The following is a 24,473-nucleotide window of genomic DNA, read 5'->3' as shown; positions in this document are numbered from 1 at the left end:
TGTCACGGGCGTCGAGAGGCGCTCCGGGACAACAGACACAAGCAGTGCCACGGGAAGATCTGGGCACTTCAGGGCGTTTTTGCCCATGTATGGGAGGCGGCATGACCGAGACGACGAGCGGCCCGGCACGAGGGTCCCGCACCAGGGGAGCCAAGGCGAGCAAGGGCCTGCGTATCGAGCGGATCCACACCACCCCCGGCGTGCACCCGTACGACGAGGTGGTCTGGGAGCGCCGTGACGTCGTCATGACCAACTGGCGTGACGGCTCGGTGAACTTCGAGCAGCGTGGCGTCGAGTTCCCCGACTTCTGGTCGGTGAACGCGGTCAACATCGTCACCAGCAAGTACTTCCGCGGGGCGGTCGGCACCCCCCAGCGCGAGACCGGTCTCAAGCAGCTCATCGACCGGATCGTGAAGACGTACCGCAAGGCCGGCGAGGACTACAACTACTTCGCCTCGCCCGCCGACGCCGAGATCTTCGAGCACGAGCTCGCGTACGCCCTGCTGCACCAGATCTTCAGCTTCAACTCTCCGGTGTGGTTCAACGTCGGCACGCCCCAGCCGCAGCAGGTCTCCGCCTGCTTCATCCTGTCCGTCGACGACTCCATGGAGTCGATCCTCGACTGGTACAAGGAAGAGGGCATGATCTTCAAGGGCGGCTCCGGCGCCGGCCTGAACCTCTCCCGTATCCGCTCCTCCAAGGAGCTGCTGTCCTCGGGCGGCAACGCCTCCGGCCCCGTCTCCTTCATGCGCGGCGCCGACGCCTCCGCAGGAACGATCAAGTCCGGCGGCGCCACGCGTCGTGCGGCCAAGATGGTCATCCTCGACGTCGACCACCCCGACATCGAGAACTTCATCGAGACCAAGGTCAAGGAAGAGGAGAAGATCCGCGCACTGCGTGACGCGGGCTTCGACATGGACCTGGGCGGCGACGACATCACGTCCGTCCAGTACCAGAACGCCAACAACTCGGTGCGCGTGAACGACGAGTTCATGAAGGCCGTCGAGTCCGGTGGGAAGTTCGGGCTGCGCGCCCGGATGACCGGTGAGGTCATCGAGGAGGTCGACGCCAAGGCGCTCTTCCGCAAGATGGCCGAGGCCGCCTGGGCCTGCGCCGACCCGGGCATCCAGTACGACGACACGATCAACCACTGGCACACCTGCCCCGAGTCCGGCCGCATCAACGGCTCGAACCCGTGCAGCGAGTACATGCACCTGGACAACACCTCGTGCAACCTGGCCTCGCTGAACCTCATGAAGTTCCTCAAGGACAACGGCAAGGGCAACCAGTCCTTCGACATCGAGCGCTTCTCCAAGGTCGTCGAGCTGGTCATCACCGCGATGGACATCTCCATCTGCTTCGCGGACTTCCCGACGCAGAAGATCGGTGAGAACACCCGCGCCTTCCGCCAGCTCGGCATCGGTTACGCCAACCTGGGCGCGCTGCTCATGGCGACCGGCCACGCGTACGACTCCGACGGAGGCCGCGCCCTCGCCGGTGCCATCACCTCGCTGATGACCGGCACGTCGTACAAGCGCTCCGCCGAACTCGCCGCGGTCGTCGGCCCGTACGACGGCTACGCCCGCAACGCCGAGCCGCACCAGCGCGTGATGAAGCAGCACGCCGACGCCAACGCCAAGGCCGTCCGCATGGACGACCTGGACACGCCGGTCTGGGCCGCGGCCACCGAGGCCTGGCAGGACGTGATCCGTCTCGGCGAGAAGAACGGATTCCGTAACTCCCAGGCGTCCGTGATCGCCCCGACCGGCACCATCGGTCTCGCGATGTCCTGCGACACCACCGGTCTCGAGCCGGACCTGGCCCTGGTCAAGTTCAAGAAGCTCGTCGGCGGCGGTTCGATGCAGATCGTCAACGGCACGGTGCCGCAGGCCTTGCGCCGCCTCGGCTACCAGCCGGAGCAGATCGAGGCGATCGTCGCCCACATCGCCGAGCACGGCAATGTGATCGACGCGCCCAGCCTGAAGCCGGAGCACTACGAGGTCTTCGACTGCGCCATGGGCGAGCGCTCCATCTCCGCGATGGGCCACGTCCGCATGATGGCGGCCATCCAGCCGTGGATCTCGGGCGCGCTCTCCAAGACGGTCAACATGCCGGAGTCGGCGACCGTCGAAGAGGTCGAGGAGATCTACTTCGAGGCGTGGAAGATGGGCGTCAAGGCGCTCGCCATCTACCGCGACAACTGCAAGGTCGGGCAGCCCCTCTCCGCGAAGAAGAAGGAGCAGGCGAAGGCCGAGGTGACCGCGAAGGCCGAGGAGACGATCCGGTCCACGGTCGAGAAGGTCGTCGAGTACCGCCCCGTCCGCAAGCGCCTCCCCAAGGGCCGCCCGGGCATCACGACCTCGTTCACCGTCGGTGGCGCCGAGGGATACATGACGGCCAACTCCTACCCGGACGACGGTCTCGGCGAGGTCTTCCTGAAGATGTCGAAGCAGGGCTCGACCCTCGCGGGCATGATGGACGCCTTCTCGATCGCCGTCTCGGTGGGCCTGCAGTACGGCGTTCCGCTGGAGACGTACGTCTCGAAGTTCACCAACATGCGCTTCGAGCCGGCCGGTATGACGGACGACCCGGACGTGCGGATGGCGCAGTCGATCGTCGACTACATCTTCCGCCGCCTGGCGCTGGACTTCCTGCCGTTCGAGACGCGTTCCGCGCTCGGCATCCACTCGGCCGAGGAGCGTCAGCGTCACCTGGAGACCGGTTCCTACGAGCAGTCCGTCGACGATGTCGAGCTCGACGTCGAGGGGCTGGCCCAGTCCGCCCCGGTGCAGCAGGAGCTGAAGGCCGTCGCCCCCCCGAAGGCGGAGGTCCCGGCTCCCAAGCAGGCTCACACCTCGGCCGAGCTGGTCGAGATGCAGCTCGGCATCAGCGCTGACGCGCCGCTCTGCTTCTCCTGCGGAACGAAGATGCAGCGGGCCGGTTCCTGCTACATCTGCGAGGGCTGCGGCTCCACCAGCGGCTGCAGCTGAAACTGGGCGGAACTGCGTGGATGCCACGTCCGACGTAGCCCGTACAGGTAGCTGACCAGCAGCTCACGAAGGGGACCGACCTCAGGTCGGTCCCCTTCGTCGTGCCTGCCCCAGGCAATGCTGCGGACCGGCCGTCAGCCGCTCATCAGGCTGACGAAGTCCTGCGGGTCGGTGTCGAAGCCGCGCACCGATTCGCGGAACTCCCAGTTCCCAGCCTCATCGCGGGTGAACTCGCACACGACGGCCGCCGTGGACTGCGAGACCGCGGTGAAGTCGCACGCTGACAGCTCGCCATGCCCTTCCAGGACCCGTACCAGCGTGTTGGCTATGTCGCCGAACACCTTCCGGCCGTCGCGCTGCTGGATGACGACTCCCACGACGACCCGCCCGTACACCGGCGCCAGCCGGTCGAACTCCAGCGTCATGACCTCGTCGGCGCCGAATCCCTGTCCGGTCCTGCTGTCCCTGGTCAGGATGATCGTCCCGTCCGGTGACCTGCTGTCGAAGTGGACGACGTACGCCGGCCTGCCGTTCGTGGAATCCGACCGGTACGTCGCGGCCACCAGGTCGAGATCGTTGGGCGTCTCGCCCAGCGGACTCGGATCCCACTTGAGGGCCACCTCGGCCTTCCGGACCCCCTTGCTGAGGCTGCTCACCGGATCTCCCTCCCCCTAACTGCCATCACATCTACGAGTGTTGACCGTAGCCGCTCGGAAGGGGATGCGGCGAGGCGGCCACTGTCCCACGGCCACGTCTCGGAACTCCTCCTTGACGCTGCCGCCAGAGGGCTCGGACCGGGACGTCCTGGTTCATGAACCAGCGCACCGTCGCACGGGCGGATGCACTCCTGCCGACGGGGACCGGGGCCGCGGTCCGGGCCGTACGATGGCGCGGTGCTGGTCAAGTGGATTCGCTGCACCGTGGTGGACCGTCGAGGGTTCGAGCGGGGGCAGCGGAAGTGGGCGGGGCTGCTGGGTGAGCCGGGATTCCGGGGGCAGGGCGGCGGTTGGAGCCGAATACGGCCTGATGTCGCCCATGTGTTCTCCTTCTGGGAGAGCCGGCCGTTCTACGACTCGTTCATGGCGCGGTCCCACGACAGGCTGGCGGCGGGACAGTCGGGCACGTACAAGGACATCCAGGCCAAGCTCTTCGACTACCGCTTCGATGTGAAGACAGGCTTCGAGCCGCGCTTCGCGGACGCGGATGTGGTGCGGGTGGCGCACTGCCGTGTCCGTGAGGAACGGGTCGAGCACTTCTCCCTCATGCAGGAGAAGGTGTGGAACCCCGCGATGGCCGGATCTCCGGGGATGGTGCGCGGGCTGTTCGGTGAGGCGCCCGGAAACGAATTCCTGGTGATGTCCATGTGGTTGTCCGCGGCGGAACACGGCAAGTACCGCAGAGAGCGGGTCGAGCGGCTCCTCCTGCGCGCACAGACCGAGGCCGACGTCTCCGCCCTGGCCGGGGACGTCGTGGAACTGGAGCCGTCCTGGACGGTCTGATCGTGCCCTTCCGCGACCCGGCCCGACCTGGACGGAGGATCACGCCCTCGCCTGCGTCGAGAAGACGCCGGCACGAACCGCCGCGATCGCCGCTGCGGCCGACCGGTCGGCGAGAGCCCGGTCGACCGGCTCGCGGCTGATGAACAGCCGGAAGAACAAGGGTGCGGAAACCGCTCGCACCACGTCGCCCGCATCGGTGGCCGCGGGCGCCTCGCCGCGCGCGATCGCTCGTTCGACCACCGCTGCCGACCGTCTGAATCGCTCCGCGTAGAAGGCGTGCAGGGCCTGGGCCGCACGCTCCGACCGGAAGGCCGCGGCGATGAACGCCGCAGGGGCTGCCGCCGCTGCCGGGTCGTCGAGGGATTCCGCCACCTCCCGTGCCAGCGCATGAAGGTCTCCTTCCAGGCTGCCGGTGTCTGGTGGGGTCCAGCTGTCCTCCCCGGCGAGGTCGAGTGCGTCGGCCAGAAGCTCTTCGAGGCCTCCCCACCGGCGGTAGAGGGTCGTTTTGTGGACGCCCGAGCGCTCGGCGACGTAATCCACGGTGAGGCCGGGGTAGCCGTATTCGCCGAGGCCCGTGAGGACGGCATCCCGGACGGCTGTGCGTGTGCGGGCGGTTCGGCCGCCGGGGCGCTGGGTGCCGGGTGCCGGCCTCTTCTCGTCCAATTGCCACTCCTGTTGCGTTAGCCGCTTTCATCGTGACACACTCTCCGTAACACGACAAGTGTTGCGTTAGTCGGCAACGGTCGGCTGCTTCTTGCGTGAATCGGAGGGGAGCCATGGGGTACCTCGCCCGGGAGATACCGGTGAGCCGCGCCGGTGAGCCCGCTCTTCCTGCCTTCGCACGCGGCCGCCCCCTCGCTGCCGAGGACGAGCGGGCGGCGCTGCTGCTGTCCTTCGGCCTGCGCGGTCCTTGCGATCTCCTGCCAGATGCGCCGGATGGATTCGGGCCGACTCCTCGACCGACAACGGCCGGGGCCTAGGGTCGTCCCATGGCACGACCGCGACGCATCGTCCTCGTACGGCACGGAGAATCAGTGGGCAACGCCGACGACTCGGTCTACGAGCGCGAGCCCGATCACGCGCTCAGCCTCACGACGCTGGGACTGGCCCAGGCAGAGGAGACCGGCGTACGGCTGCGCGCGCTGTTCGGTCGGGAGCGTGTCAGCGTGTACGTCTCGCCGTACCGCCGTACCCATGAGACCTTCCGGGCTTTCGGGCTCGAACCGGAGCTGGTCCGCGTCCGGGAGGAGCCGAGACTCAGGGAGCAGGACTGGGGGAACTGGCAGGACAGGGAGGACGTCCGGCTGCAGAAGGCGTACCGCGATGCCTACGGTCACTTCTTCTACCGCTTTGCGCAGGGCGAGTCCGGCGCGGATGTGTACGACCGCGTGGGGGCGTTCCTGGAGAGCCTGCACCGCAGCTTCGAAGCACCCGACCATCCGCCCAACGTCCTGCTGGTCACTCATGGACTGACCATGCGCCTGTTCTGCATGCGCTGGTTCCACTGGTCGGTCGCCGAATTCGAGTCGCTGTCGAACCCGGGCAACGGAGTGACCCGGATACTTCAGCTGCGCGAGGACGGGCGCTATGCGCTGGACCGGCCGTTCGAGCGCTGGAGGACCCCGGAGCCGTACGGCGTCACCGGATAGAGTGGCAGCAAGATGACCGCTGATTCCTCGCGCGACCGGCGCTTCGTACGCGCCCTGGACAGCCTGCGCGGACTGTCCGTGGGAGACGCCCTGGGCTCCCAGTTCTTCGTACCTTCGAACTATCCCCTGCTGAAGCGGCGCGAGCTGCCGCCGTCCGACTGGCAGTGGACCGACGACACCGAAATGGCCTGCTCCGTCCTTGCGGTGCTCGTCGAGCACGATCGCATCGAGCAGGACGCGCTGGCCCGCTCGTTCGCCGAGCACCACGACTTCGACCGCGGTTACGGTCCGGCCGTCAACCGGATGCTCCGGCTGGTCAGGGAGGGAGGGGACTGGCGGGAGCTGGCCGCCGCTCTCTTCCAGGGGCAGGGATCATGGGGCAATGGTTCGGCGATGAGGATCGCTCCGCTCGGCGCCTGGTACGCGGACGACCCCGAGCAGGCGACCCACCAGGCGGAGATCTCGTCCTACACGACCCACCAGCACCGCGAGGCGGTCGTCGGCGCCATGGCCGTGGCCGCAGCGGCCGCACTGGCAGCGAATCCGGCCGGCACACCGGGGCCGGCCGAGCTGCTGGACGGTGTGATCGCCCTGGTGCCCCGCAGCGCTGTCGGTGCCGGCCTGAGGCGGGCACGGGACATGCTCGACTTCGGTGACGCCGGCACAGTGGCGGCCGTCCTCGGCAGCGGTCGGCGCACCAGCGCCCATGACACCGTGCCGTTCGCCCTGTGGTCCGCCGCCCGGTCCCTCGGGGACTTCGAGGAGACCTTCTGGACGACCGCGCAGGTCGGCGGAGACGTCGACACCACCTGCGCGATCGCCTGTGGCGTGGTCGCGGCGGGGAAGGCCGGCCGGCCGCCTGCCGCCTGGCTGGAGCGGACCGAGGACCTTCCGGGGTGGCTGCCCCAGGGTCCGGGCTGATCGGATCCGGTGGCACGTGGGGGTATGGGCCGTCCCCCGTACGGCCCATACCCCCACGACCAGGACCCGATGGGTTGATCGGCTCCTAGCCCGCGTGTGCGCCCGGACCGGCCGCGCCGCTCAGCGCATCGAGGTCGCTCTTTCGGACCCGGATGACGAAGACGGCGGCCAGTACAGCGAGCCCGACCAGTCCCACACCGGCCCAGAAGGCGGTGGCGATCCCCTCGGCGAGTACCTGATGCCCCCACGGCGGCGGCAGTTCGTGCGTCCTGGCGAACGCCTCCTTCTGGGCGGGAGTGGACTCGGCGAGGAACGAGGGAAGCTGCCGTTCCGCCTCTTCCCTGCCGGCGGTTCCGAAGACGGTCATGAGAATCGACAGGCCGAGGGAGCCGCCGACCATCTGCGTCGCATTGAGCAGACCGGAGGCTGCGCCCGACTCGTGCTGTGCCACCCCGGACACGGCCGTCAGCGTCGCGGTGACGAAGACGAGTCCCATGCCGAAGCCGAACAGCAGCATCGGCCCGAGGATCCCTCCCACGTAGGAGCTGTCCGGGGCGATCACCGTCAGCCACGCCATGCCGCCGCCGCTGAGAACGGCACCCGAGACCAGGAAGGGCTTGGGGCCGAGGACGGGCAGCAGCTTCGAGGAGATTCCCGCGGCGGTCACGATCATCACGGTGACCGGAAGGAAGGCCAGCCCGGAGGTGATGGGGCTGTACCCCAGCACGTTCTGGACGAAGAGCACGATGAAGAAGAACATGCCGAACATGGCGGCCGAGAGGCTCATCATGATCAGGTAGGTGCCGGATCGGTTGCGGTCGGCGAACATGCGCAGGGGCGTGATCGGCTCGCGCGCCCTGCGCTCGACAAGGAGGAACGCGGTGAGCAGAACGGCGGCCACGGCGAAGGCCCCCAGGGTCAGTTCGTCGCGCCAGCCCTCCTCGGACGCCCGGATGAAGCCGTAGACCAGGGAGGCCATGCCCACGGTGGACGTGAGCGCGCCGGAGACGTCGAACCGGCCGGATTGACGCTCCGACTCGTTGATGAACACGGGAGCGAGGACCGCGATCAGGATGCCGATGGGGAGGTTCACGTAGAACACCCACCGCCAGTCGAGCCACTCCGTGAGCATGCCGCCCGCCAGCAGACCGATGGCCGCCCCGCTGGCGGACACCGCCGCGAAGATGCCGAACGCCCGGTTCCGCTCAGGGCCTTCGCGGAAGGTCGTCGTGATGAGGGCGAGTGCGGTGGGGGAGGCGATGGCGCCGCCCACACCCTGCAGGGCACGCGCCGCGAGCATCTGCCACGGTTCCTGGGCGATGCCGCACAGCAGGGAGGCGACGGTGAAGAGAAGCACGCCGGAGACGAAGACCCGGCGCCTCCCGAGGATGTCGCCCGCCCTGCCGCCCAGCAGCAGGAGGCCGCCGAAGGTGAGCGTGTAGGCGTTCACCACCCAGGAGAGCTGCGTCGTGGTGAACTCGAGTGCTCCTTGGATGTGGGGCAGCGCGATGTTCACAATCGTGGTGTCGAGGACCACCATGAGCTGGAGAGCCGCGATCACCGCGAGGGCGATTCCGGGGCGGCCCTGCCGTCGGGCCGCCCCGGGTTTGTCCGGAGCCGTCAACTGAGAGGTAGTCACTTCATATCCCCCACCCACGAGTTAGTGAACGGAGCCGTTCACTCCTCCGTCAACCGTAGAGAATCCCCGTCAGTGAACGCAAGCGTTCACTAGACCTCCTGTCCCCAACGGAGAGATGAAGATGGCCACTTCGCGCTGGTGCCCTGGTGCACAGGCCCCGCCGGGTCCGCTGCGCCGCCGAGGGCCCGTGCTGGAACGAGCGATCCTGGAAGCCGCGCTGGAGCAGCTGAGCACGGTCGGCTGGGGTGGCCTCACGATGGAAGGCATCGCCGCCGGAGCCCAGACCGGCAAGGCCGCCGTCTATCGCCGCTGGCCGTCGAAGGAGGACCTGGTCGCGGACGCCCTCGAAGCCGGGCTGCCGACGTTGGACGAGGCGGCCGACCACGGCGGCATCCGCGAGGATCTCTACCAGCTCTGCCGGCAGGTGCGGGACGCCATGTTCTCCCGCTCAGGCGTGGCGCTGCGCTCGGTGCTTCACGAATGCGACACCGCCTCCGCCGAGCGCTTCCGCAATGTCATCGTCAACCGGGTCGTCGAACCGTCCAACCGCCTCTTCCGGGAGGTTGTACGCCGTGGGGTCGCCCGGGGGGACGTCCGGGCCGACGCCACGTGTGACCTGGTGTTCGACGTCGTTCCTGGCTTGCTGATGTATCGCTCCAAGGTGTGCGGGAGCGAATGGCCGGACCAGGACGTCGCCGAAATGATCGACCAGGTCATGGTGCCGCTGCTACGGCCGGGCAGCGGCTGAGGAGCGGCGCGGAGCGCCTGACGGGAATCCGGGTGTCGCAGCGCCCCTCAGGCGGCGTAACCTTGCTGGCGCCATGCCGTACGAACCACCTACTCACGCAGTCGAGCGCTCGATCCGGGCAACCACCGGCGCCAAGATCGTCGCAGGCATCGACGAGGTCGGCCGTGGGGCATGGGCAGGACCGGTGACCGTCTGCGCGGCGATCACCGGACTGCGCAGACCGCCCGACGGACTCACCGACTCCAAACTGATCGCCCCGAAGCGCCGCACGGAGCTGGCGGTCCATTTGGAGTCATGGGTCACGGCACATGCTCTTGGTCATGCGTCTCCCGAGGAGATCGACGACCTGGGGATGACCGCCGCACTGCGGCTCGCCGCCGTGCGGGCCCTCGCCGGTCTACCGGTGCGCCCCGACGCCGTCATCCTCGACGGCAAGTACGACTACCTGGGAGTGCCCTGGCAAGTGCGTACGGTGATCAAGGGTGATCAGTCCTGTGTCGCCGTGGCCGCCGCGTCGGTGATCGCCAAAGTGCGCAGGGACGCCATGATGGCCGAGCTGCAGGGGGAGTTCGCCGTTTTCGGCTTCGCCGACAACGCCGGTTACCCCTCACCCGTGCACAAGGCGGCTCTCGCTGAGCTGGGGCCCACCCCGTACCACCGGCTCTCCTGGGCCTATCTGGACGCGCTGCCCAAGTGGCGGCACCTCAAGAAGGTCCGCCTCTCCCCGGAGGCGGCCGCACTGGAAGACGGGGGCCAGCTCGGCTTCGACTTCTGACCGCGTCCCGCCAACGCCCGGGTCGCTCTTTTGTGCCCACCCGCCGATGCCGTCGGCACCCGCATTTGATAGACATCAACCCATGCCTCTCATCCCCGAGGAGCCTCAGATTCACGAGAGCGCCCAGGGTCCCCGCGTGACACCGGCCGCAGGCCGCACCGCGCCGACCCCTCGTCCCGTACCCGGTCCGCGTTCCGCGGCCTCGCCGCGTCCCGGACACCCGGGACCTGGTCCGGCCAGGCCCGCGCCTCCCGCGCCGCGTCCGTCAGCGGCCGCCGGGAAACCCCAGCCGTCCCGGAAGGAGAGTCCTTCCGGACCGCAGATCCAGCTCATCCCCGCTCCGGCGGACGGCGCCCTCGACGCCGCGGGCGAGGCGGTCGACCTGCTGCTCGACTCCGGGCGGGCACCGGGCGACATCCTGGTCCTCAGCACGGGCGAACTGCATCCGTGGGCGGCTCACGAGCTGTCCTTCGGCGAGTCCGCCTACTGGGCCCAGCACGATGCCCGTGACGACGTCTTCTACGCGGCCGCGGACTCGGTGGAACGGGCATCCGCCCGTCCCGTGGTGGTCGTCGCCGTCAACGGAGGCGCGGACGACTCCGCCGCGCACGCACTGCCGGCTGCCGTGGCCAAGGCCTCGGCACTCCTGATCGTGTGCGGTGATCCCCAGCGGATCAACAGCGCGATCGGCGCTGGTGTTTGACAATGCTCAGCAGTCGCGGACCCATGGTCCGGTCGTGATCCGGCTGCCCTGACCACGGGCAGCCGGTGGATGACCGGTCAGCGGGCTGCGGTGCGCCGCAGCGCGTCCACCGCTCCGCCTGCCGTGCGCAGCGGGACGGGATCGCTCTCCAGTCCGGCATCGGCCAGACAGCCAGGGGCCGAGGTGGAGTTGGGCCGACGGCCGCCACGGCCTTCGCCCAGCACTTGCCAGCCGCCACCTGTCAGCGTGATGTACGCACCGCAGCGCAGCCCGTGCAGCGTGCAGGCGTCGCGCAGTCCCCACATCCAGGCTCCGTCCTCCTCCGTCCAACGCTCGTCGCCTTCACGGCAGTAGAGCAGAATGGCGGTGCGCACAGGGGTGCGCCGGCGCAGGTCGTGCGGGATGACGCGGCGCAGGTGAGCCAGCAGCGCATTGCGGAACGCCCAGCCGTCCACAGGCGTCGAGCGCCGGGAGAACGACGCGCTCGCGGCCAGGCGCTCCTCGTGATCGAGCACGGCGACGACGGCGGTCGCCGGTGCCGGACGGTGTCGGGCATGCAGCCCACTGACCACCTCGCGCGGATTGCGCAGCAGCGGAATTCCTGCTGCCGCCCACTCGGCGGGCTCCAGCAGCCGAGCGAGGCGGCTGGCCGAGTTGGCCGTCGCAGTGATCGAAGTGGCTGCGGACGAAGCGAATCCGAAGGTCACGGTCCTCCCTTCGCATACGCGCCCACAGTAGGGGCAGGGTCGGGTGAGGGCGCACCACGACAGGACCCTCAGAGCCGAACAGGCCTGCGCGGGGAGCAGTTCAATTCTTCCTGGCGCATGAGGATGCGGCAACGAGCAATTCGGCGTGACCGACGGGAATCGGCGGGTATGAGGCTCATATCCTTCCCTTCTTCCAGACATCCACGCGTCGGCGCCGTCCGCATCAGGACTGGACGGCAAGGACCAGCGGAAACACGCCCTTTGCTCCCGCCCGGCGCAGCAGCCGTGCGGCCACCGCAAGAGTCCAGCCGCTGTCCGAGCAGTCGCCGATGAGCAGCACCGGGCCGTCTACGCCTGCGATGGCCTCCGCGAGCTGCGGCGGAACGACGAACGCCTCATGAAGCGCCCGGACGCGCTGGGCGCTGTTCGTGCGGGAGAAACGCGACTCCAGAGCTTCCGGTGTGTACGCGACGGAGCCGAGCAGGGGCATCCGCCCGACCTCAGCGATGCGTCCGGCGAGCGAGCCGATCAGCACGGGCCGCGAACGGGAGGCGACGGTGACGACCCCCGCCGTCCGCGGGGAGCGTCGTCGGCGCCGGACGCCCAGCCGCCCGGCCCCCTGGCCCGATCAATGCGTGGCAGCACCCTTCGCGAGCCCTCTGCCACGCTGAGTGGATTCGCCGATTGTCAGTCCCATCGGGTTGCATGGGGGCATGGACAACCTGGAGCTCCGTGCTGAAGCCGATGCCATCCTCGCTGAGCTCGTCGGTGCCCCGGGGGGTTCGGCGCGGCTGCGGGAAGACCAGTGGCAGGCGGTGGCGGCTCTGGTGGAGGAGCGCCGGCGGGCTCTGGTCGTGCAGCGCACTGGCTGGGGCAAGTCGGCGGTGTACTTCGTGGCCACCGCTCTGCTGCGCCGTCGTGGCTCCGGTCCGACAGTGATCATCTCGCCGCTGCTGGCGCTCATGCGCAACCAGGTCAACTCAGCGGCGCGGGCCGGTATTCAGGCGCGCACCATCAACTCGGCCAACCCGGAGGAGTGGGACACGATCTATGAGGAGGTTGAGCGCGGCGTGACCGACGTTCTCCTCGTAAGTCCGGAACGCCTCAACTCTGTGGATTTCCGTGAGCAGGTGCTTCCCAAGCTGGCGGCGACGACAGGTCTGCTGGTGGTGGACGAGGCGCACTGCATCTCCGACTGGGGTCACGACTTCCGCCCCGACTACCGCCGGCTTCGGGCCATGCTCGCCGAGCTTGCCGCCGGCGTGCCGGTGCTGGCCACCACCGCGACCGCCAATGCGCGGGTCACAGCGGATGTGGCTGAGCAGCTGGGTACCGGCGCCGGTGAGGCTCTGGTGCTGCGCGGTTCGCTGGAGCGGGAAAGCCTCCGGCTCGGCGTGGTCCGGCTGCCGGACGCGGCGCACCGCCTGGCCTGGCTCGCCGAGCACCTGGATGAGCTGCCCGGTTCCGGGATCATCTACACCCTCACTGTGGCCGCGGCCGAGGAGGCCACGGCCTTTCTGCGGCAGCGCGGTTTCAAGGTGGACTCCTATACGGGCCGTACGGAGAACGCCGACCGGCTCCAGGCTGAGGCCGATCTGCAGCAGAACCGGGTCAAGGCGCTCGTGGCGACCTCCGCGCTCGGTATGGGTTTCGACAAGCCCGACCTCGGCTTCGTGATCCATCTCGGTTCGCCGTCCTCGCCGATCGCCTACTACCAGCAGGTGGGTCGGGCCGGGCGCGGGGTGGAGCACGCCGAGGTGCTGGTGCTGCCCGGCAAGGAGGACGAAGCTATCTGGCGCTACTTCGCCGACACTGCCTTCCCGCCCGAGGCGCAGGTCCGCCAGACCCTGGCGGCCCTCGCGGATGCGGGACGGCCGCTTTCCGTGCCGGCTCTGGAGGCGGCGGTAGACCTGCGGCGCACCCGGCTGGAGACGATGCTCAAGGTCCTCGACGTGGACGGCGCCGTCAAACGGGTGAAGGGTGGCTGGGAGAGCACCGGACAGCCCTGGACGTATGACACGGACCGGTACGCCTGGGTGGCCCGGCAGCGGGCCGCCGAGCAGCAGGCCATGCGTGACTACGTGAGCACGTCCCAGTGCCGGATGGAGTTCCTGCGCCAGCAGCTGGACGACGAGGGAGCGACCCCCTGCGGCAGGTGCGACAACTGCGCGGGAGCCTGGATCGACTCCTCGGTTTCGACCGAGACGCTGACGGGGGCGGCGAAGGAACTGGATCGCCCGGGCGTGGAGGTCGAGCCGCGCCGGATGTGGCCGACGGGGATGCCCGCCCTGGGCATCAACCTCAAGGGCCGTATTCCCGCCGGTGAACAGTGCTCCACAGGGCGCGCCCTGGGCCGGCTCTCGGACATCGGCTGGGGCAACCGGCTGCGCCCCCTCCTGGCGGAGAACGCCCCCGACGGACCGGTGCCCGACGACGTTCTGAAGGCCGCGGTGGCGGTCCTCGCCGACTGGGCGCGCTCTCCGGGCGGCTGGGCACCGAACGTCCCGGACGCCTCCGCCCGGCCCGTGGGCGTGGTTGCCGTGCCGTCTCTCACCCGCCCACAACTGGTCGACTCCCTGGCACAGGGAATCGCGTCCGTCGGCCGCCTCCCCTACCTCGGAACCCTGACGTACAGCGGGCCGAGCGGCGCACATTCGGCACGTCGCAGCAACTCCGCCCAACGCCTCAGGGCGCTCTCCGGTGCCTTCACCGTCTCCGAGGAGTTGGCTGCTGCTCTGGCTGCCTCGCCAGGCCCTGTCCTACTCGTGGACGACTACACCGACTCCGGCTGGACCCTCGCAGTCGCTGCCCGCATGCTCCGCCAGGCAGGCAGCGAACAGGTTCTTCCACTGGTCCTCGCCGCGGCAGGCTGAGCTTCTCCACTCCGCGGGTGCGACCAAACTCGTTGCCACTGCCGTGGTGGGCGCGCGCCATCTACCGTTCCTCATCACTGGGCAGGAGTGAGTCTTGGACCCACTGCCCGTCGCTGCCCGCATCCCGAACGGATTGCCCCGCCGGGTCTCGTCGATGCCCAGCACCTTCACCTCGGGCAGCGGGGCGTCGACCATCTCGCGCACCGTTGTGCGGAAGGCGTCTATCACCGTCGGCCAGGGCGGATGCGGGTCGCGGGCGGCCCAAATGACAGTGGAGCCGGCATCGCGCGCCCGGCGCCCGGCCGCCTCCCGCAGCCGGGTGGTGATCCGCACCCCGGCCGGTATCTGGGCAATGCTCTCGGTGAACGACTTCCTCGGGCACGTCAGCTCGTGGCACCACCAGTGGCGCTTGTGTAAGAAGAACTCCAACCCCTGTGCCTCGTAGGGCAGATCTTCCTGCGTCCAGGGGCACGTCCCGCCATGCACATCACACACCGTGACGAACAGTCAGCGTGTCTGACGAGACGCACCGCTCAAGTCCGAAGACCCACTATCGTTCGCCACCGACAACAGGTTCACCGCCTCGGTGCACCCCACCATGTCCCGTGCTGGTGGTGGACGCGGTTCCAGTCCTCCTCCGGAGCGTCCTCGGGCACGGCCACGAGCATGGAATTCGCCGCGTCATACGCGTGCTGGGCCTGGTCCGCGGTGAGGCGTCGGCAGTTCCACAGCAGTCCGGCCATCTCCTCCGCCAGCGGGTCCGCGGGCCATGACGGCTCCGAGAGGTCGACCCCCGTCACGGCGGCGAGGTCGCTCGGAGGCATGCCGAGGGTGACCGCGAAGCCCGTCACCAGTTCCGGTGTCAGCGGGACGCGGCCCTGGCCGATGCCGTTGATCGTGGAGGCGGCCAGGTGCACACGGCCACGGGTCAGCAGGGCCAGGGCCTTGGCGGCACTGGGCACGGAGTTCTGGAGCCGGTTGCCGCACAGCAGGTTGACGAGCGTCGCGCCGAAACCGCCCCGTTGCCGGTCGTAGGCCGGGGCCGACGGACCGACTCGCAGTTCCCGGGGCAGTTCGTCGACCAGTCGGTGGATACGGGCCCGCTGGTCCGGCGGCAGTGCCATGGTGATCTTGACGAGGCTCACGGTCCCGGACGCTGCCGCCGGGTCCCTCGGCGTGCGGGCTTCCGGCACCGGGACACCGGCTATCACGTGCAGATCCTCGGCGTGGAAGCCGAGGGCGGAGGCGAGGGCGTCCAGCTGACGCGACGACGGTGGCGTTCCCAGCACCACCGCCCGTAGCTCGGCCTCCGGGATGCCGGACGCCGATGACAGCCATGCGACGTCGCTCCGGCGTTGATTGAGCAGTCGAGTCAGGAGTTCGCCGAAGTTCGGGTGATCGGCCATGACGCCGCCTTACGTCGAGGGAGATTCGAAGAGATATCGGGACGAGAGAGGGGCGCGGCCCCCGGGCGCCGATACTGGATGCCACCGACGCCAGGAGCCGCACAGATCATGTGGCCGTCGTACTCGACCCGGCTGGTCGGGTTGCCGCCGGTGAATGCGTAGCGATTTCCGGTGAACGGGATGTGATAGGCGGTGCTGCCGGGCGTCGACCCGGCAGCACCGCCTTGATCCCTTCTGCCGCGAAGACCAGAAGCCCATTCGCTGCCAGATCCCACAACTACTGCAGGTTCGCCAGCCACCCTGACCAAACCAGAATCTCGTGCTTGCTTGAGAACTCATGCGCGGGATTCACGGCAGAGGTACAAAGAAACCGTGATGGGGGTGTCGTCGGGATCGAAATGCTCGAGACCTAGGATCACATGCACGTCGGCGACCTTCCAGCAGCCAACCCACACGAATGCGAAGTAGTCGGCGTCGAGCACCAGGTCTTCTTTCTCCACCGCGAACTTCTTGCCCAACAGAGAAGCAAGCCGACCTGCCAGCTCGCGACAATCACGAACCTTTTCCGGGTACCCCTCCATGACGTCGCTGACGTAATCAGGGGAGTCCCAATCGACTTGCCACTCCTGCAGTGTGACGCTGAGCACCACCAGGCCCTCGTAATCCGTGATTCCCAGACGGAGGCCATTGCGCGCCAAACGTCTCGGGTACGGCAGAGACACCGAGCCGTAAGGCTCCCAGCCGGACTGGACGAGTTCAGCGGAAACCTGCTCGGCATCCCACGGAGATTCAAACCGCGCAGCCAGCTCAAAGAGCCGGAGAGCGTGATCCAAATCGACATCAAGCATCAGCTTCTCCTACCGAAGGGAACGTGATAGACGCCAAGCGCACCACTTTCCAACTCCGCCGGGAACCACTCCCGGAAGAGCGCTCGACAGAACGCGGCACCACCTGGCCTCGAAACCGCATACCGGACGCCCCTGCCACCCAGGGCGCTGTTCAACCCCAAGAGGCGCTGCGCCCGATCGATCGCGTTGCTTTCATTGAAGACCGTGTCTTCGACAAGAGGATTTGTCGGAGTGCACGATGACGAGCACCCCGTCCAGGTCCACAATCACCTGCCCACCGGTGTCCGGCGCCGAAATGCCGGGCAACTTCCAGACCTTGGCGGACTTCGGCCCGCGCGGTCCGGATCGCCGCCAGGGCCCGCTTCCCGCCCGCGGCGAGTGTGATATGAGTTCATCCCGGGTTCTGGAAACGGCGGCCATCCGTATTTACTTGACACTCGCCGCCCTCCCCTTTCGCACGAGACAGTGGGTGCTGGGCAGGTCAAGGAGACCTGCCCAGCACCCACTCATTTCGGAAACGGCTAGGTGTCAGTCCGAACCGTTTGGATCCTACTCCTCCTCCGACCGGACCGAGCCGAAGGTCACATCAGGGCCCAGGGGCCACGGCTCACTCGCGGAGAACAGAGAGGGCGCGGCATAGGGTCTGGGCGCCTCACGCCACGACGGCACACTTGAAACGACGCAACTCCTTCCTTCCTCTTCGAGCATCCACGTCCAGGTTCGTGCGTCGGCCTCGAGCTCGGCGAACCTTGCAACTTCTTCGAACTCGGTGCTAGTCGCAGGTCGCACGTGGATTCCACTGCGATAGACCGGCTTCAGAAGCATGAATTCGACATGCTCGAAGTAGATTTCGACTCTGGTGGTGGTGTTGTCGATCGCGGCAGGATCGCTGCGGAGAATCAGGCGACGGTGCGACACGTCAAAGCTCCACACTTTGAAAATTCGCCCACGCCGAGTGAATTCAGACATTCGCCACTTCCCGCTAGCCGGCCCAGTTGGGCCGTGGCATGTCGTCGACCTTACTGCCAGCCCAGTACCAGTCGATCGATTCCCACGTCCGCTGTTCTCTGAGGACCTTCAGTCTGAACAGGGCCATCTCCCATGCTGTCCCGTTTCCGTAGACGTTATCCCACCGATCGCCGATGAGGGGCCTTCCTTGTTCCACGAGCAGATCCAGGGCCTGCCGCGGTGAGGTTGCTCCGGTCACACCGTCCAGTGCGACGGAGAGTTTGACGTCGCCGTCGTCGATGGCGGCCTGGACCTTGCTCATCCACATCGGACGCCCGTCGCCGTTCGGATCAGGGTTACCGTACTGAGGGCCGTTGTAGTTCTTTACGTTGGTGTCTCCTGCCTTACGCAGCTGCCGCACCAGATCGTCGGAGTGCGGATTAATTCCCAGCACCACATGCTCTGCGCCACGGCCCGCATCCGCCGCCTCGTCGAGGAGCTTCGCGCCCTTGAGCGTCTTGCCGGCACCAGGGAATGCGGATGCGGCGGCCACGGAGCACTGCCAGGCCGACGGATCGTTCCAGCACCCCTGGATGTCCGCGAGGCCGGACAGTTCCTTGAAGACGGTCCCGAGGTCCACCCAGTTCTCGAGGCCCGTGGAGCCGTCGTGGTGCTGGACGTTGAACTCAAGCGTCTCCGGATCGGGGATGACCGGGTCCCCGTCCATCCGGTACTCGCGCCGTGCCTGGCAGCCGACGTCGCAGGACTCGTGCCCGTCAAGCTCGATGTTGTTGACGGGGTTGCCCGCGGCGAAGGCGTAGCGACTGGCGGTGGCCGGGTCGGCGCCCAGGTTCATGTCGGCTGCGGCGCCGTTGTACATGTCCCGGCTGATGAAGCGGGCCGTGGCCGGGTCGTAGTCACGGAAGCCATGTCGTAGGTGCCCGACTGGGCGTTCCAGCGCTTGCCGTTGAACCGGTACGGGTTGGTCGGCTCGTCGCCGGGCGGCACCAAGGCGTCCGTGCCGGTGAACTGGTCCCTGACATCCTGGCCGTAGGCGCTGTAGCCGTAGGTGGAGGAGGGGGCACCGGTGTAGAAGGTCACGGCCTCGACGTCGCCGTGGCTGTTGTAGCTGTAGTAGCCCGTGTCGCCGTTCAGGTGGTTGGTCAGGGAGAGGCGTTCGCCTCCCAGGCCGTAGGCGTAGGTCTTGCTGAGGGTTCCGTCGAGCTCCTCGCTGAGTACCTCACTGGACAGGCCCAGGTAGTTGTACTCGTTGGTCCAGACGTTGTTGACGTTCTTCTCGACCGTGCGGTCGAGCGCGTCGTAGCGGTAGTTCGTGGTGGTTGTCTTGGCACCCTCCGAGCGGACGGTGCTGGTCAGGCGGTCGAAGCCGTCGAAGACGTTCTGCTCCATGACCTGGCCACCGTCATGGCTGACGGACTTCAGCCGGCCGAAGGTGTCGTAGGAGGAGTTCAGCCGGTTCTTCCGGTAGTAGAACTCGGTCAGGTCCGAGGTCTGGAGGAACAGCTGCTTGGTGACGTTGGAGTTGTCGTCGTGCCAGTACTGCTCCGTCCGGGGCTTGCTGCCGGTCCGGTCCGACTCCCTGATCCGGTCGACCGGGTCGTAGGTGTAGGCGGTCTCGGACGTCATGAGCCCGGCGCCGCTGCCACCCAGCAGCTGGGCGGTGTCCTTGCTCTTGTTGCCGTTGGGGTCGTAGGCGTAGGAGTGCGAGGAGACCGTGGAGCCGTCGGACTTGAGCTCCTTGGCGGTGCGCACCTGGCCGTTGGCGTAGTAGGTGTAGTTGACGGTGTTGCCGTTGTTGACCTTGGTGATGGTGGCGCGCTGGCCGCGGTCGGTGTACGCGTACTGCGTGACATCCGGCAGCGGGTCCGTCGCCGTCTGGCCCACGGTGACCTTCTTCACCAGGTCACGCAGGTCGTACTCGAACTTCGAGTGCTGCTGCGGGTGGCCGATGGTGTCGAGCAGGCCGTTGACGTCGTAGGCGTAGGAGGTGGTCTTCGGCTCCTGGCCGGAGAGTGCTTCCCTGACCGTCGCCACCTGGTTGAGCCCGGTGTGCGTCAGCTTGTACACGTCGGGCGTCGTCGTGCCGCGATCGGTCTCGTCGACCGAGTCCAGGTTGCCGTTCAGGTCGTAGTCGTAGGCGAAGGACCGGTCCGCCGGGACGCTCGCGGAGGCGTCCGTGCGGGTCTTCATGGACCCGTCCGGGTAGTACGACCAGCCCATGGTGCGCTTCGACGTGCCGTCCGCGCCGGTCAACGTCCGCTTCTCCTGCCGGCCCAGATCGTCGTAGTCGTAGCCGGTCTTGATACCCCACGGGTCCGTGGAGTCCTTGATCCAACCGTTGTCGTAGTAGGCGTAGACGGTGTCGATACCTCGGCCTCGCCCGCCGGCGGCAGGGAAGTCCTGGCCACCCGGCCGACCTCGTCGTAGACCGTTTCGGTGTAGATGTCGCCGGTGTTGTGGTCGGAGTCCGCCGGGTCGTACGGCTGGAACTGCTTGACCGGACGGTTGAGCTTGTCGTACTCCGTGCGGTGGGTGAAGTCCTCGGTGTTCGCCGTGTCCACGCCGCGCGGGGTGATGACCTTGGTCCGGTTGCCGACCTGGTCGACTCGTACTTCGTCGACCGGATCGTGGTCCCGTCGTACGGCACCTTCTGCTCGACGAGCATGGCCCGCTCGTCGTGGACCGCCTCGGTCTTGTTGCGCCCCTGGTCCGTGGCGGCTACGACAAGGGAGTCCTTGTCGTAGGCGGTGGTGGTGTACTTGCCGATGGCGTCGGTGACCTTGACCGGCCGGTGGTTCAGGTCGTACTCGGTCTTGACGGTGTAGTCGGTGGTGTCGGCCGTCGCGTTCTTCTTCGGGTCGATCATCGTCACCTGGTTGCCGACGTTGTCGTACTCGTAGGAGAACTTGCCGCCCCCGGCGTCCACGACGGACACGGGCTGGTAGATCGCGTCGTAATTGGTGGTGGTGACGTAGTCGGTGGCGTCGGCGGTAGCCGCGCCCTTCGGCTCGGTCGTCGTTCTGAGGTTGCCGACCTTGTCGTAGGTGTAGGTGCTCTTGCGTCCGGTGTTGTTGTTGTCCGGAGCGGTGGCCTGGGTGACCTGGTCGGCCGCGTCGTAGACCGCCGAGGACACGGCACCGGTCGGCGCGACGGCCTTGGTGACGTTGTCGTTGGCGTCGTACTCCGGCGCCGACGTGGTGATGAAGTACCAGCGGCCTGGACCTTCGGCACCTTGCTGACCAGCGGACGCTTGAACGTGTCGTAGGTCTGGGTGCTCGTCTTGCCCAGCGCGTCGGTGACCGAGCTGACCTGGCCGCGATCGTCGTATACGAACGTGGCCGCCTTCAGGTACGGGTCGGTGACCGTCCTCGGGTACCCGTTCGGGTCGAAGTCCGAGTTCGCCGTCGCGTTGTTGTTGGCGTCGGTCGTCCTGGTCGGCTGACCGTACGAGTCGTAGGTGTAGGAGGTGGTGTAGCCACTGGTCGTGGGCGCGCACTGGCCCGCGGTCCACGTGGCGGTGCCCTTGGGGTCGGTGACCGTCTTCAGGTTGCCGAAGCAGTCGTAGCCGTACTTCCAGGCCCGTCCCTCGGCCGAGGTCTTGCGGAACATGTCGGCGGCGTAGCCGTCGCCACGGGTCTGGTACTCGTAGACCACCCCGTTCGTCGGCTTCTGGCCGACCGCGCATTCACTCTGGGCGGGCAGACCGGCCTTGTTGCTCTCGGCGTCACGCTGCCAGAGCGGGTAACCGGTCTTCGGGTCGAAGCAGTAGGCGGTCTTCGCCCCGTTGGCCTCCTCGAACACGCTGACGTTGTTGTCCGCGTCCCACGTCATCTTGGTGGTCTCGGACTTGGCGTTCGTGGTGCGCACCGGCCGGGTGAAGTCGTCCAGGGTGTAGTGGGTCGCGTGACCCTCCGCATCCGTCACCGAGGTGTCGGTGAACGCCGGGTCGTCGTGTTGGGCACGTAGTCGAAGGCGGTGATGCCGTCGAGGTGGTCGGTGATGCCCTGGGCGCGCCAGTGATCCTTGGGGTCGTCGCTCTCGCTGGGGTAGTAGTAGTCCAGCGACGTGCCGTTGCCCCGCGGGTCGGTGGCCTCGACCAGCTTGGCGTTCTTGTTGCCCTGCGTCGCGTCGTAGCGGAACTTGAACACCTTGGGCTGCGCCGAGCCGTCACCGTCGGTGATGCGGCCGAGCAGTCCCTCCTGGGTGTAGAGGAAGGAGACCTTGCGGCCGGTGGCGCCGGTGCCGGAGGCCTCGAACCGCAGCAGCCGCCGCGCATCCGAGCCGAACCAACTGCCTGCCGCATTTGTCGTGTTGCCGAAGGCGTAGCCCTTGGCGCCGGTCGCCGTGACCGTCGGGTCGATGTCCTTCCAGGACTTCCCCGACCGGTAACCGGTCGGCACCGCCGATACCTCGGTCTGTACCCGGCCGTCGGACAGCTGCCAGTACCGGGCGTTCGCCGTACGCCTGGCCGTCAGTTCCGCAACGCGTTTCGGCTTCGCGGCCGTCTTGCCCTTCGGCAGTTTCTCCCGGCTCGGCAGCGTCGGAGTCCCACCGGTCGACGGCTCCTCCGGCCCGCCCGGCTCGTCTTCGTCCTCCGAGAACCAGCCCGCGAAGGAATCGACAATACCCTTGTCGTTATCACTTGAAACGGGTGCCGCATAAGCGACTTGTGGCAGCATGGTCCCGGCGACCGCCGAGACCACGAGGCAGGCTATTGCCCGCCCGTATCTCATTCTCACGCCATTCCCTTCATCGGCACCCGTCCCGCACTGGGCGAAAAGGGCGCACCGACATGCCGGCGCGGGCACTCCGTCGCCGGTCACGGTGGACCTGACCTCGACCGGAGCACCTCAGGGCATGCCGAACAAGGCCACCTTTCGCATGCGGAAAATCGGCCTTGCCGGAGGTGAGCGTGATCGTGTCGGGAGGATCTTCAGCACGGAGTTGATGCACCGTCAACTCATTGTCCATTTAGGACATTTCGCTGACCGCGTTGATATCGTTGGGCTCACCTTGTTCCCAAATTTCCGCTGCCTGGCATCGCTTGAATCCGATGGTGTATAACCCATCCGAATTCACGTCTAGAGAAAGCTGGGCCATGCCGACGACGACCGAAGAACCGGCAGGACCGGACGAGTCCGAAACCCCAGAGGCCACCGGGGATTCCCGGACCCCGGACGACCGCCGCATCGACCGCCGCGGTATCGCCGTCGCCGCGGCTCTCCTGCTCGCATGCGGCGCGCTCGTCACCTACGGAGTCCTCGACTCCGATGACGACCCGGCGGACAGGCGGGCGACCACGCCCACCGCCGAGGTGACCTACGAGGTGCTCGGCGAGGGCGCGGCCGACATCTCCTACCGCGGGGCCGACGACGACAAGGCGAATGTCGTCACGAAGGCCGGCCTGCCGTGGCGGAAGACCGTGAGCGTGCCGCTCGGCGCCTCCCCGATCGTCAACGTCACCCTCGGCGAGAAGGGCGGCACGGCCAGCTGCACCCTGGCCGTACGCGGCAAGCACGTCCAACGCGCCACCGCCACCGGCACCTTCGGCCGGACCACGTGCAGCAGTGAACTCCCCACCCCGGAAGCGTCCGCACCGCCTGAAGGAGCACAGTGACCCCGCACCTCCTGCGTCGTACGGCCAGGATCGTGGCGGCCACCGCCGTCGCCCTCGCCGCTCTCGGTCTGACCTCCCCGGTGACGCCGGCGGCGCAGATGCCGGCCGGAGTGCGGAGCATCGCGCTGCACGGCTCCGATTCCGCCGAGCGGTCGCTGCCCGCTCGGCGCACAGAGCCGTTCAGCATGCTCGGCGTCACCTGGAACGACCCGCGCGCCGAGCTCGGCGGCACGGCGCAGGTCCGTACCCGCGACCGGGCCACCGGCGTCTGGTCCCGCTGGCGCGAGCTCGAACTCGACACACGTACGCCCGAGGTCGGGCCCGATGCCGAAGCCGGCGGGGTGCGCGCCGGAACCCAACCGCTGTGGACCGGACCGTCCGACGGAGTACAGGTCCGGGTGACCGGGCAGCACGGCAAGCTGCCGGGCGGGATGCGCGTCGAGCTGGTGGACCCGGACGGGACCGGGGCGACCTTCTCCACGTCGTACGCCTCCACCGCCACCGCGAGCACGGCTCCTCAGCCCGTCGTGACCCCGCGCTCGGGCTGGGGCGCCGACGAGTCCCTGGTCAAGGACCCGGCGACGTACGCCACGGACACGAAGGTGGTGTTCACCCACCACACGGCGGGCACCAACGACTACACCTGCGAGCAGTCCCCGGACATCATCCGCGCGATCTTCCTCTACCACGTACAGGGTCAGGGCTGGAACGACATCGGCTACCACTTCCTCGTCGACAAGTGCGGCACCGTCTTCGAGGGCCGCGCGGGCGGCATCGACAAGCCGGTCGTCGGCGCGCAGACCTACGGCTTCAACACGGACACCACCGGAGTCGCCGTCCTCGGCAACTACAACGACGCGATCTCCTCGCAGCCCGTGCTCGACGCGGTGGCCGCGGTCGCCTCCTGGAAGCTCGGCCTGTACGGCTACGACGCCGCCGGCACCATCCAGCTCACCGCGGCCGCCGACAACGGCCTGTTACAACTCGGGCTACGGCGGCACCTCGCAGTATTTCGCCCACCGAGAGCCCTACGGCGACTGCAATCTCACCAACCTGATCTCGGCGCTCAAGAACGAGAACGCATCGCAGCACTTCGCCTGAGCCACCGCCACCACGGATAGGGGAGATC

Annotated in this window: 21 protein-coding genes and 4 pseudogenes; 10 read left to right on the top strand and 15 right to left on the bottom strand. The window is 67.8% G+C overall.

Annotated elements, in window-relative coordinates:
• The first annotated feature begins 101 nt into the window (after nucleotides 1-101).
• Entirely contained in the window at nucleotides 102-2,990 is a 2,889-nt protein-coding gene (locus tag ACH5AF_RS29340) for a vitamin B12-dependent ribonucleotide reductase (protein WP_398905718.1), read from the top strand.
• A 134-nt stretch (nucleotides 2,991-3,124) separates the two neighbouring features.
• Here the strand turns inward: ACH5AF_RS29340 and ACH5AF_RS29335 are convergent, their stop codons facing one another.
• Complete coding sequence (locus ACH5AF_RS29335; protein ID WP_398905717.1) at nucleotides 3,125-3,646, bottom strand: TerD family protein; 522 nt, start codon at nucleotides 3,644-3,646, stop codon at nucleotides 3,125-3,127.
• Nucleotides 3,647-3,883: 237 nt separating this feature from the next.
• On the opposite strand from ACH5AF_RS29335, the gene ACH5AF_RS29330 reads away from it, so the two are divergent.
• Nucleotides 3,884-4,489: a YdbC family protein gene (locus ACH5AF_RS29330; protein WP_398905715.1), complete on the top strand. Its 606-nt coding sequence runs from the start codon at nucleotides 3,884-3,886 to the stop codon at nucleotides 4,487-4,489.
• A gap of 39 nt (nucleotides 4,490-4,528) precedes the next feature.
• Here the strand turns inward: ACH5AF_RS29330 and ACH5AF_RS29325 are convergent, their stop codons facing one another.
• Nucleotides 4,529-5,152 (bottom strand): TetR/AcrR family transcriptional regulator C-terminal ligand-binding domain-containing protein, encoded by a 624-nt coding sequence (locus tag ACH5AF_RS29325; protein WP_398905713.1) that lies wholly within the window; start codon nucleotides 5,150-5,152, stop codon nucleotides 4,529-4,531.
• Nucleotides 5,153-5,478: 326 nt separating this feature from the next.
• Here ACH5AF_RS29325 and ACH5AF_RS29320 point away from each other — a divergent pair, with 326 nt between their 5' ends.
• Nucleotides 5,479-6,138 carry a histidine phosphatase family protein gene (locus ACH5AF_RS29320; RefSeq protein ID WP_398905711.1) on the top strand — a complete coding sequence of 220 codons (660 nt, stop codon included), beginning with the start codon at nucleotides 5,479-5,481 and terminating at the stop codon, nucleotides 6,136-6,138.
• A 12-nt stretch (nucleotides 6,139-6,150) separates the two neighbouring features.
• Entirely contained in the window at nucleotides 6,151-7,059 is a 909-nt protein-coding gene (locus ACH5AF_RS29315; RefSeq protein WP_398905710.1) for an ADP-ribosylglycohydrolase family protein, read from the top strand.
• 85 nt (nucleotides 7,060-7,144) lie between these two features.
• On the opposite strand, the gene ACH5AF_RS29310 is transcribed toward ACH5AF_RS29315, so the two are convergent.
• On the bottom strand, nucleotides 7,145-8,698 hold the full coding sequence (locus tag ACH5AF_RS29310; protein ID WP_398905708.1) for an MFS transporter: 1,554 nt from the start codon (nucleotides 8,696-8,698) through the stop codon (nucleotides 7,145-7,147).
• 121 nt (nucleotides 8,699-8,819) lie between these two features.
• On the opposite strand from ACH5AF_RS29310, the gene ACH5AF_RS29305 reads away from it, so the two are divergent.
• From ACH5AF_RS29305 to ACH5AF_RS29295, 3 genes are all read left to right on the top strand, one after another.
• Nucleotides 8,820-9,446, top strand: coding sequence for a TetR/AcrR family transcriptional regulator (locus tag ACH5AF_RS29305; protein ID WP_398905707.1), 627 nt, complete (start codon nucleotides 8,820-8,822; stop codon nucleotides 9,444-9,446).
• Between the two features lie 73 nt (nucleotides 9,447-9,519).
• On the top strand, nucleotides 9,520-10,221 hold the full coding sequence (locus ACH5AF_RS29300; RefSeq protein WP_398905706.1) for a ribonuclease HII: 702 nt from the start codon (nucleotides 9,520-9,522) through the stop codon (nucleotides 10,219-10,221).
• 82 nt (nucleotides 10,222-10,303) lie between these two features.
• The gene (locus ACH5AF_RS29295) at nucleotides 10,304-10,924 is read left to right on the top strand and encodes a hypothetical protein (RefSeq protein WP_398905704.1); all 621 of its coding nucleotides are present in this window, start codon (nucleotides 10,304-10,306) and stop codon (nucleotides 10,922-10,924) included.
• A 77-nt stretch (nucleotides 10,925-11,001) separates the two neighbouring features.
• Here the strand turns inward: ACH5AF_RS29295 and ACH5AF_RS29290 are convergent, their stop codons facing one another.
• Together ACH5AF_RS29290 and ACH5AF_RS29285 are read right to left on the bottom strand one after the other, a co-directional pair.
• Nucleotides 11,002-11,631, bottom strand: coding sequence for a hypothetical protein (locus tag ACH5AF_RS29290; protein WP_398905702.1), 630 nt, complete (start codon nucleotides 11,629-11,631; stop codon nucleotides 11,002-11,004).
• Nucleotides 11,632-11,854: 223 nt separating this feature from the next.
• A pseudogene (locus tag ACH5AF_RS29285) lies at nucleotides 11,855-12,261 on the bottom strand (recombinase RecQ); the annotation flags it as partial.
• Nucleotides 12,262-12,344: 83 nt separating this feature from the next.
• Between ACH5AF_RS29285 and ACH5AF_RS29280 the strand changes: the two are divergent.
• Complete coding sequence (locus ACH5AF_RS29280; protein WP_398905699.1) at nucleotides 12,345-14,504, top strand: RecQ family ATP-dependent DNA helicase; 2,160 nt, start codon at nucleotides 12,345-12,347, stop codon at nucleotides 14,502-14,504.
• A 575-nt stretch (nucleotides 14,505-15,079) separates the two neighbouring features.
• On the opposite strand, the gene ACH5AF_RS29275 is transcribed toward ACH5AF_RS29280, so the two are convergent.
• The 10 genes and pseudogenes from ACH5AF_RS29275 to ACH5AF_RS29230 form a co-directional block, all read right to left on the bottom strand.
• On the bottom strand, nucleotides 15,080-15,910 hold the full coding sequence (locus ACH5AF_RS29275) for a hypothetical protein (RefSeq protein WP_398905697.1): 831 nt from the start codon (nucleotides 15,908-15,910) through the stop codon (nucleotides 15,080-15,082).
• Nucleotides 15,911-16,245: 335 nt separating this feature from the next.
• A complete protein-coding gene (locus tag ACH5AF_RS29270; RefSeq protein WP_398905696.1) occupies nucleotides 16,246-16,758 on the bottom strand; it encodes a hypothetical protein in 513 nt (170 codons plus the stop codon).
• 222 nt (nucleotides 16,759-16,980) lie between these two features.
• Nucleotides 16,981-17,137, bottom strand: a pseudogene (locus ACH5AF_RS29265) (IS1380 family transposase); the annotation flags it as partial.
• A 170-nt stretch (nucleotides 17,138-17,307) separates the two neighbouring features.
• Nucleotides 17,308-17,727 (bottom strand): hypothetical protein, encoded by a 420-nt coding sequence (locus tag ACH5AF_RS29260; protein WP_398905694.1) that lies wholly within the window; start codon nucleotides 17,725-17,727, stop codon nucleotides 17,308-17,310.
• A gap of 13 nt (nucleotides 17,728-17,740) precedes the next feature.
• Nucleotides 17,741-18,664: a polymorphic toxin type 27 domain-containing protein gene (locus ACH5AF_RS29255; protein WP_398905813.1), complete on the bottom strand. Its 924-nt coding sequence runs from the start codon at nucleotides 18,662-18,664 to the stop codon at nucleotides 17,741-17,743.
• Nucleotides 18,559-19,980 carry a hypothetical protein gene (locus tag ACH5AF_RS29250; protein ID WP_398905821.1) on the bottom strand — a complete coding sequence of 474 codons (1,422 nt, stop codon included), beginning with the start codon at nucleotides 19,978-19,980 and terminating at the stop codon, nucleotides 18,559-18,561. Before ACH5AF_RS29250 ends, ACH5AF_RS29255 begins: the two co-directional genes overlap by 106 nt.
• A complete protein-coding gene (locus ACH5AF_RS29245; RefSeq protein ID WP_398905819.1) occupies nucleotides 19,977-20,288 on the bottom strand; it encodes a hypothetical protein in 312 nt (103 codons plus the stop codon). The genes ACH5AF_RS29250 and ACH5AF_RS29245 overlap by 4 nt, the downstream gene beginning before the upstream one ends.
• A gap of 182 nt (nucleotides 20,289-20,470) precedes the next feature.
• Nucleotides 20,471-20,860: pseudogene (locus tag ACH5AF_RS29240) on the bottom strand (hypothetical protein); the annotation flags it as partial.
• 149 nt (nucleotides 20,861-21,009) lie between these two features.
• Nucleotides 21,010-21,336: pseudogene (locus ACH5AF_RS29235) on the bottom strand (RHS repeat domain-containing protein); the annotation flags it as partial.
• A 311-nt stretch (nucleotides 21,337-21,647) separates the two neighbouring features.
• Entirely contained in the window at nucleotides 21,648-22,466 is an 819-nt protein-coding gene (locus ACH5AF_RS29230) for a hypothetical protein (protein ID WP_398905693.1), read from the bottom strand.
• A gap of 359 nt (nucleotides 22,467-22,825) precedes the next feature.
• On the opposite strand from ACH5AF_RS29230, the gene ACH5AF_RS29225 reads away from it, so the two are divergent.
• On the top strand, nucleotides 22,826-23,344 hold the full coding sequence (locus ACH5AF_RS29225; protein ID WP_398905691.1) for an MmpS family transport accessory protein: 519 nt from the start codon (nucleotides 22,826-22,828) through the stop codon (nucleotides 23,342-23,344).
• Complete coding sequence (locus ACH5AF_RS29220; protein WP_398905689.1) at nucleotides 23,341-24,465, top strand: N-acetylmuramoyl-L-alanine amidase; 1,125 nt, start codon at nucleotides 23,341-23,343, stop codon at nucleotides 24,463-24,465. Before ACH5AF_RS29225 ends, ACH5AF_RS29220 begins: the two co-directional genes overlap by 4 nt.
• Nucleotides 24,466-24,473: the final 8 nt, after the last annotated feature.

The sequence above is a fragment of the Streptomyces sp. NPDC018833 genome (assembly GCF_044390825.1).
Taxonomy (GTDB): Bacteria; Actinomycetota; Actinomycetes; order Streptomycetales; family Streptomycetaceae; genus Streptomyces.
This window is presented reverse-complemented; position numbering and strand designations above follow the sequence as displayed.

Bases quoted from the DNA above. Each gene is read 5' to 3' on its own strand.
- ACH5AF_RS29295 (WP_398905704.1), top strand. From the start codon at position 10,304: ATGCCTCTCATCCCCGAGGAGCCTCAGATTCACGAGAGCGCCCAGGGT.
- ACH5AF_RS29340 (WP_398905718.1), top strand. From the start codon at position 102: ATGACCGAGACGACGAGCGGCCCGGCACGAGGGTCCCGCACCAGGGGA.
- ACH5AF_RS29260 (WP_398905694.1), bottom strand. From the start codon at position 17,727: ATGTCTGAATTCACTCGGCGTGGGCGAATTTTCAAAGTGTGGAGCTTT.
- ACH5AF_RS29315 (WP_398905710.1), top strand. From the start codon at position 6,151: ATGACCGCTGATTCCTCGCGCGACCGGCGCTTCGTACGCGCCCTGGAC.
- ACH5AF_RS29270 (WP_398905696.1), bottom strand. From the start codon at position 16,758: ATGCTTGATGTCGATTTGGATCACGCTCTCCGGCTCTTTGAGCTGGCT.
- ACH5AF_RS29225 (WP_398905691.1), top strand. From the start codon at position 22,826: ATGCCGACGACGACCGAAGAACCGGCAGGACCGGACGAGTCCGAAACC.
- ACH5AF_RS29275 (WP_398905697.1), bottom strand. From the start codon at position 15,910: ATGGCCGATCACCCGAACTTCGGCGAACTCCTGACTCGACTGCTCAAT.
- ACH5AF_RS29280 (WP_398905699.1), top strand. From the start codon at position 12,345: ATGGACAACCTGGAGCTCCGTGCTGAAGCCGATGCCATCCTCGCTGAG.
- ACH5AF_RS29300 (WP_398905706.1), top strand. From the start codon at position 9,520: ATGCCGTACGAACCACCTACTCACGCAGTCGAGCGCTCGATCCGGGCA.
- ACH5AF_RS29305 (WP_398905707.1), top strand. From the start codon at position 8,820: ATGGCCACTTCGCGCTGGTGCCCTGGTGCACAGGCCCCGCCGGGTCCG.
- ACH5AF_RS29320 (WP_398905711.1), top strand. From the start codon at position 5,479: ATGGCACGACCGCGACGCATCGTCCTCGTACGGCACGGAGAATCAGTG.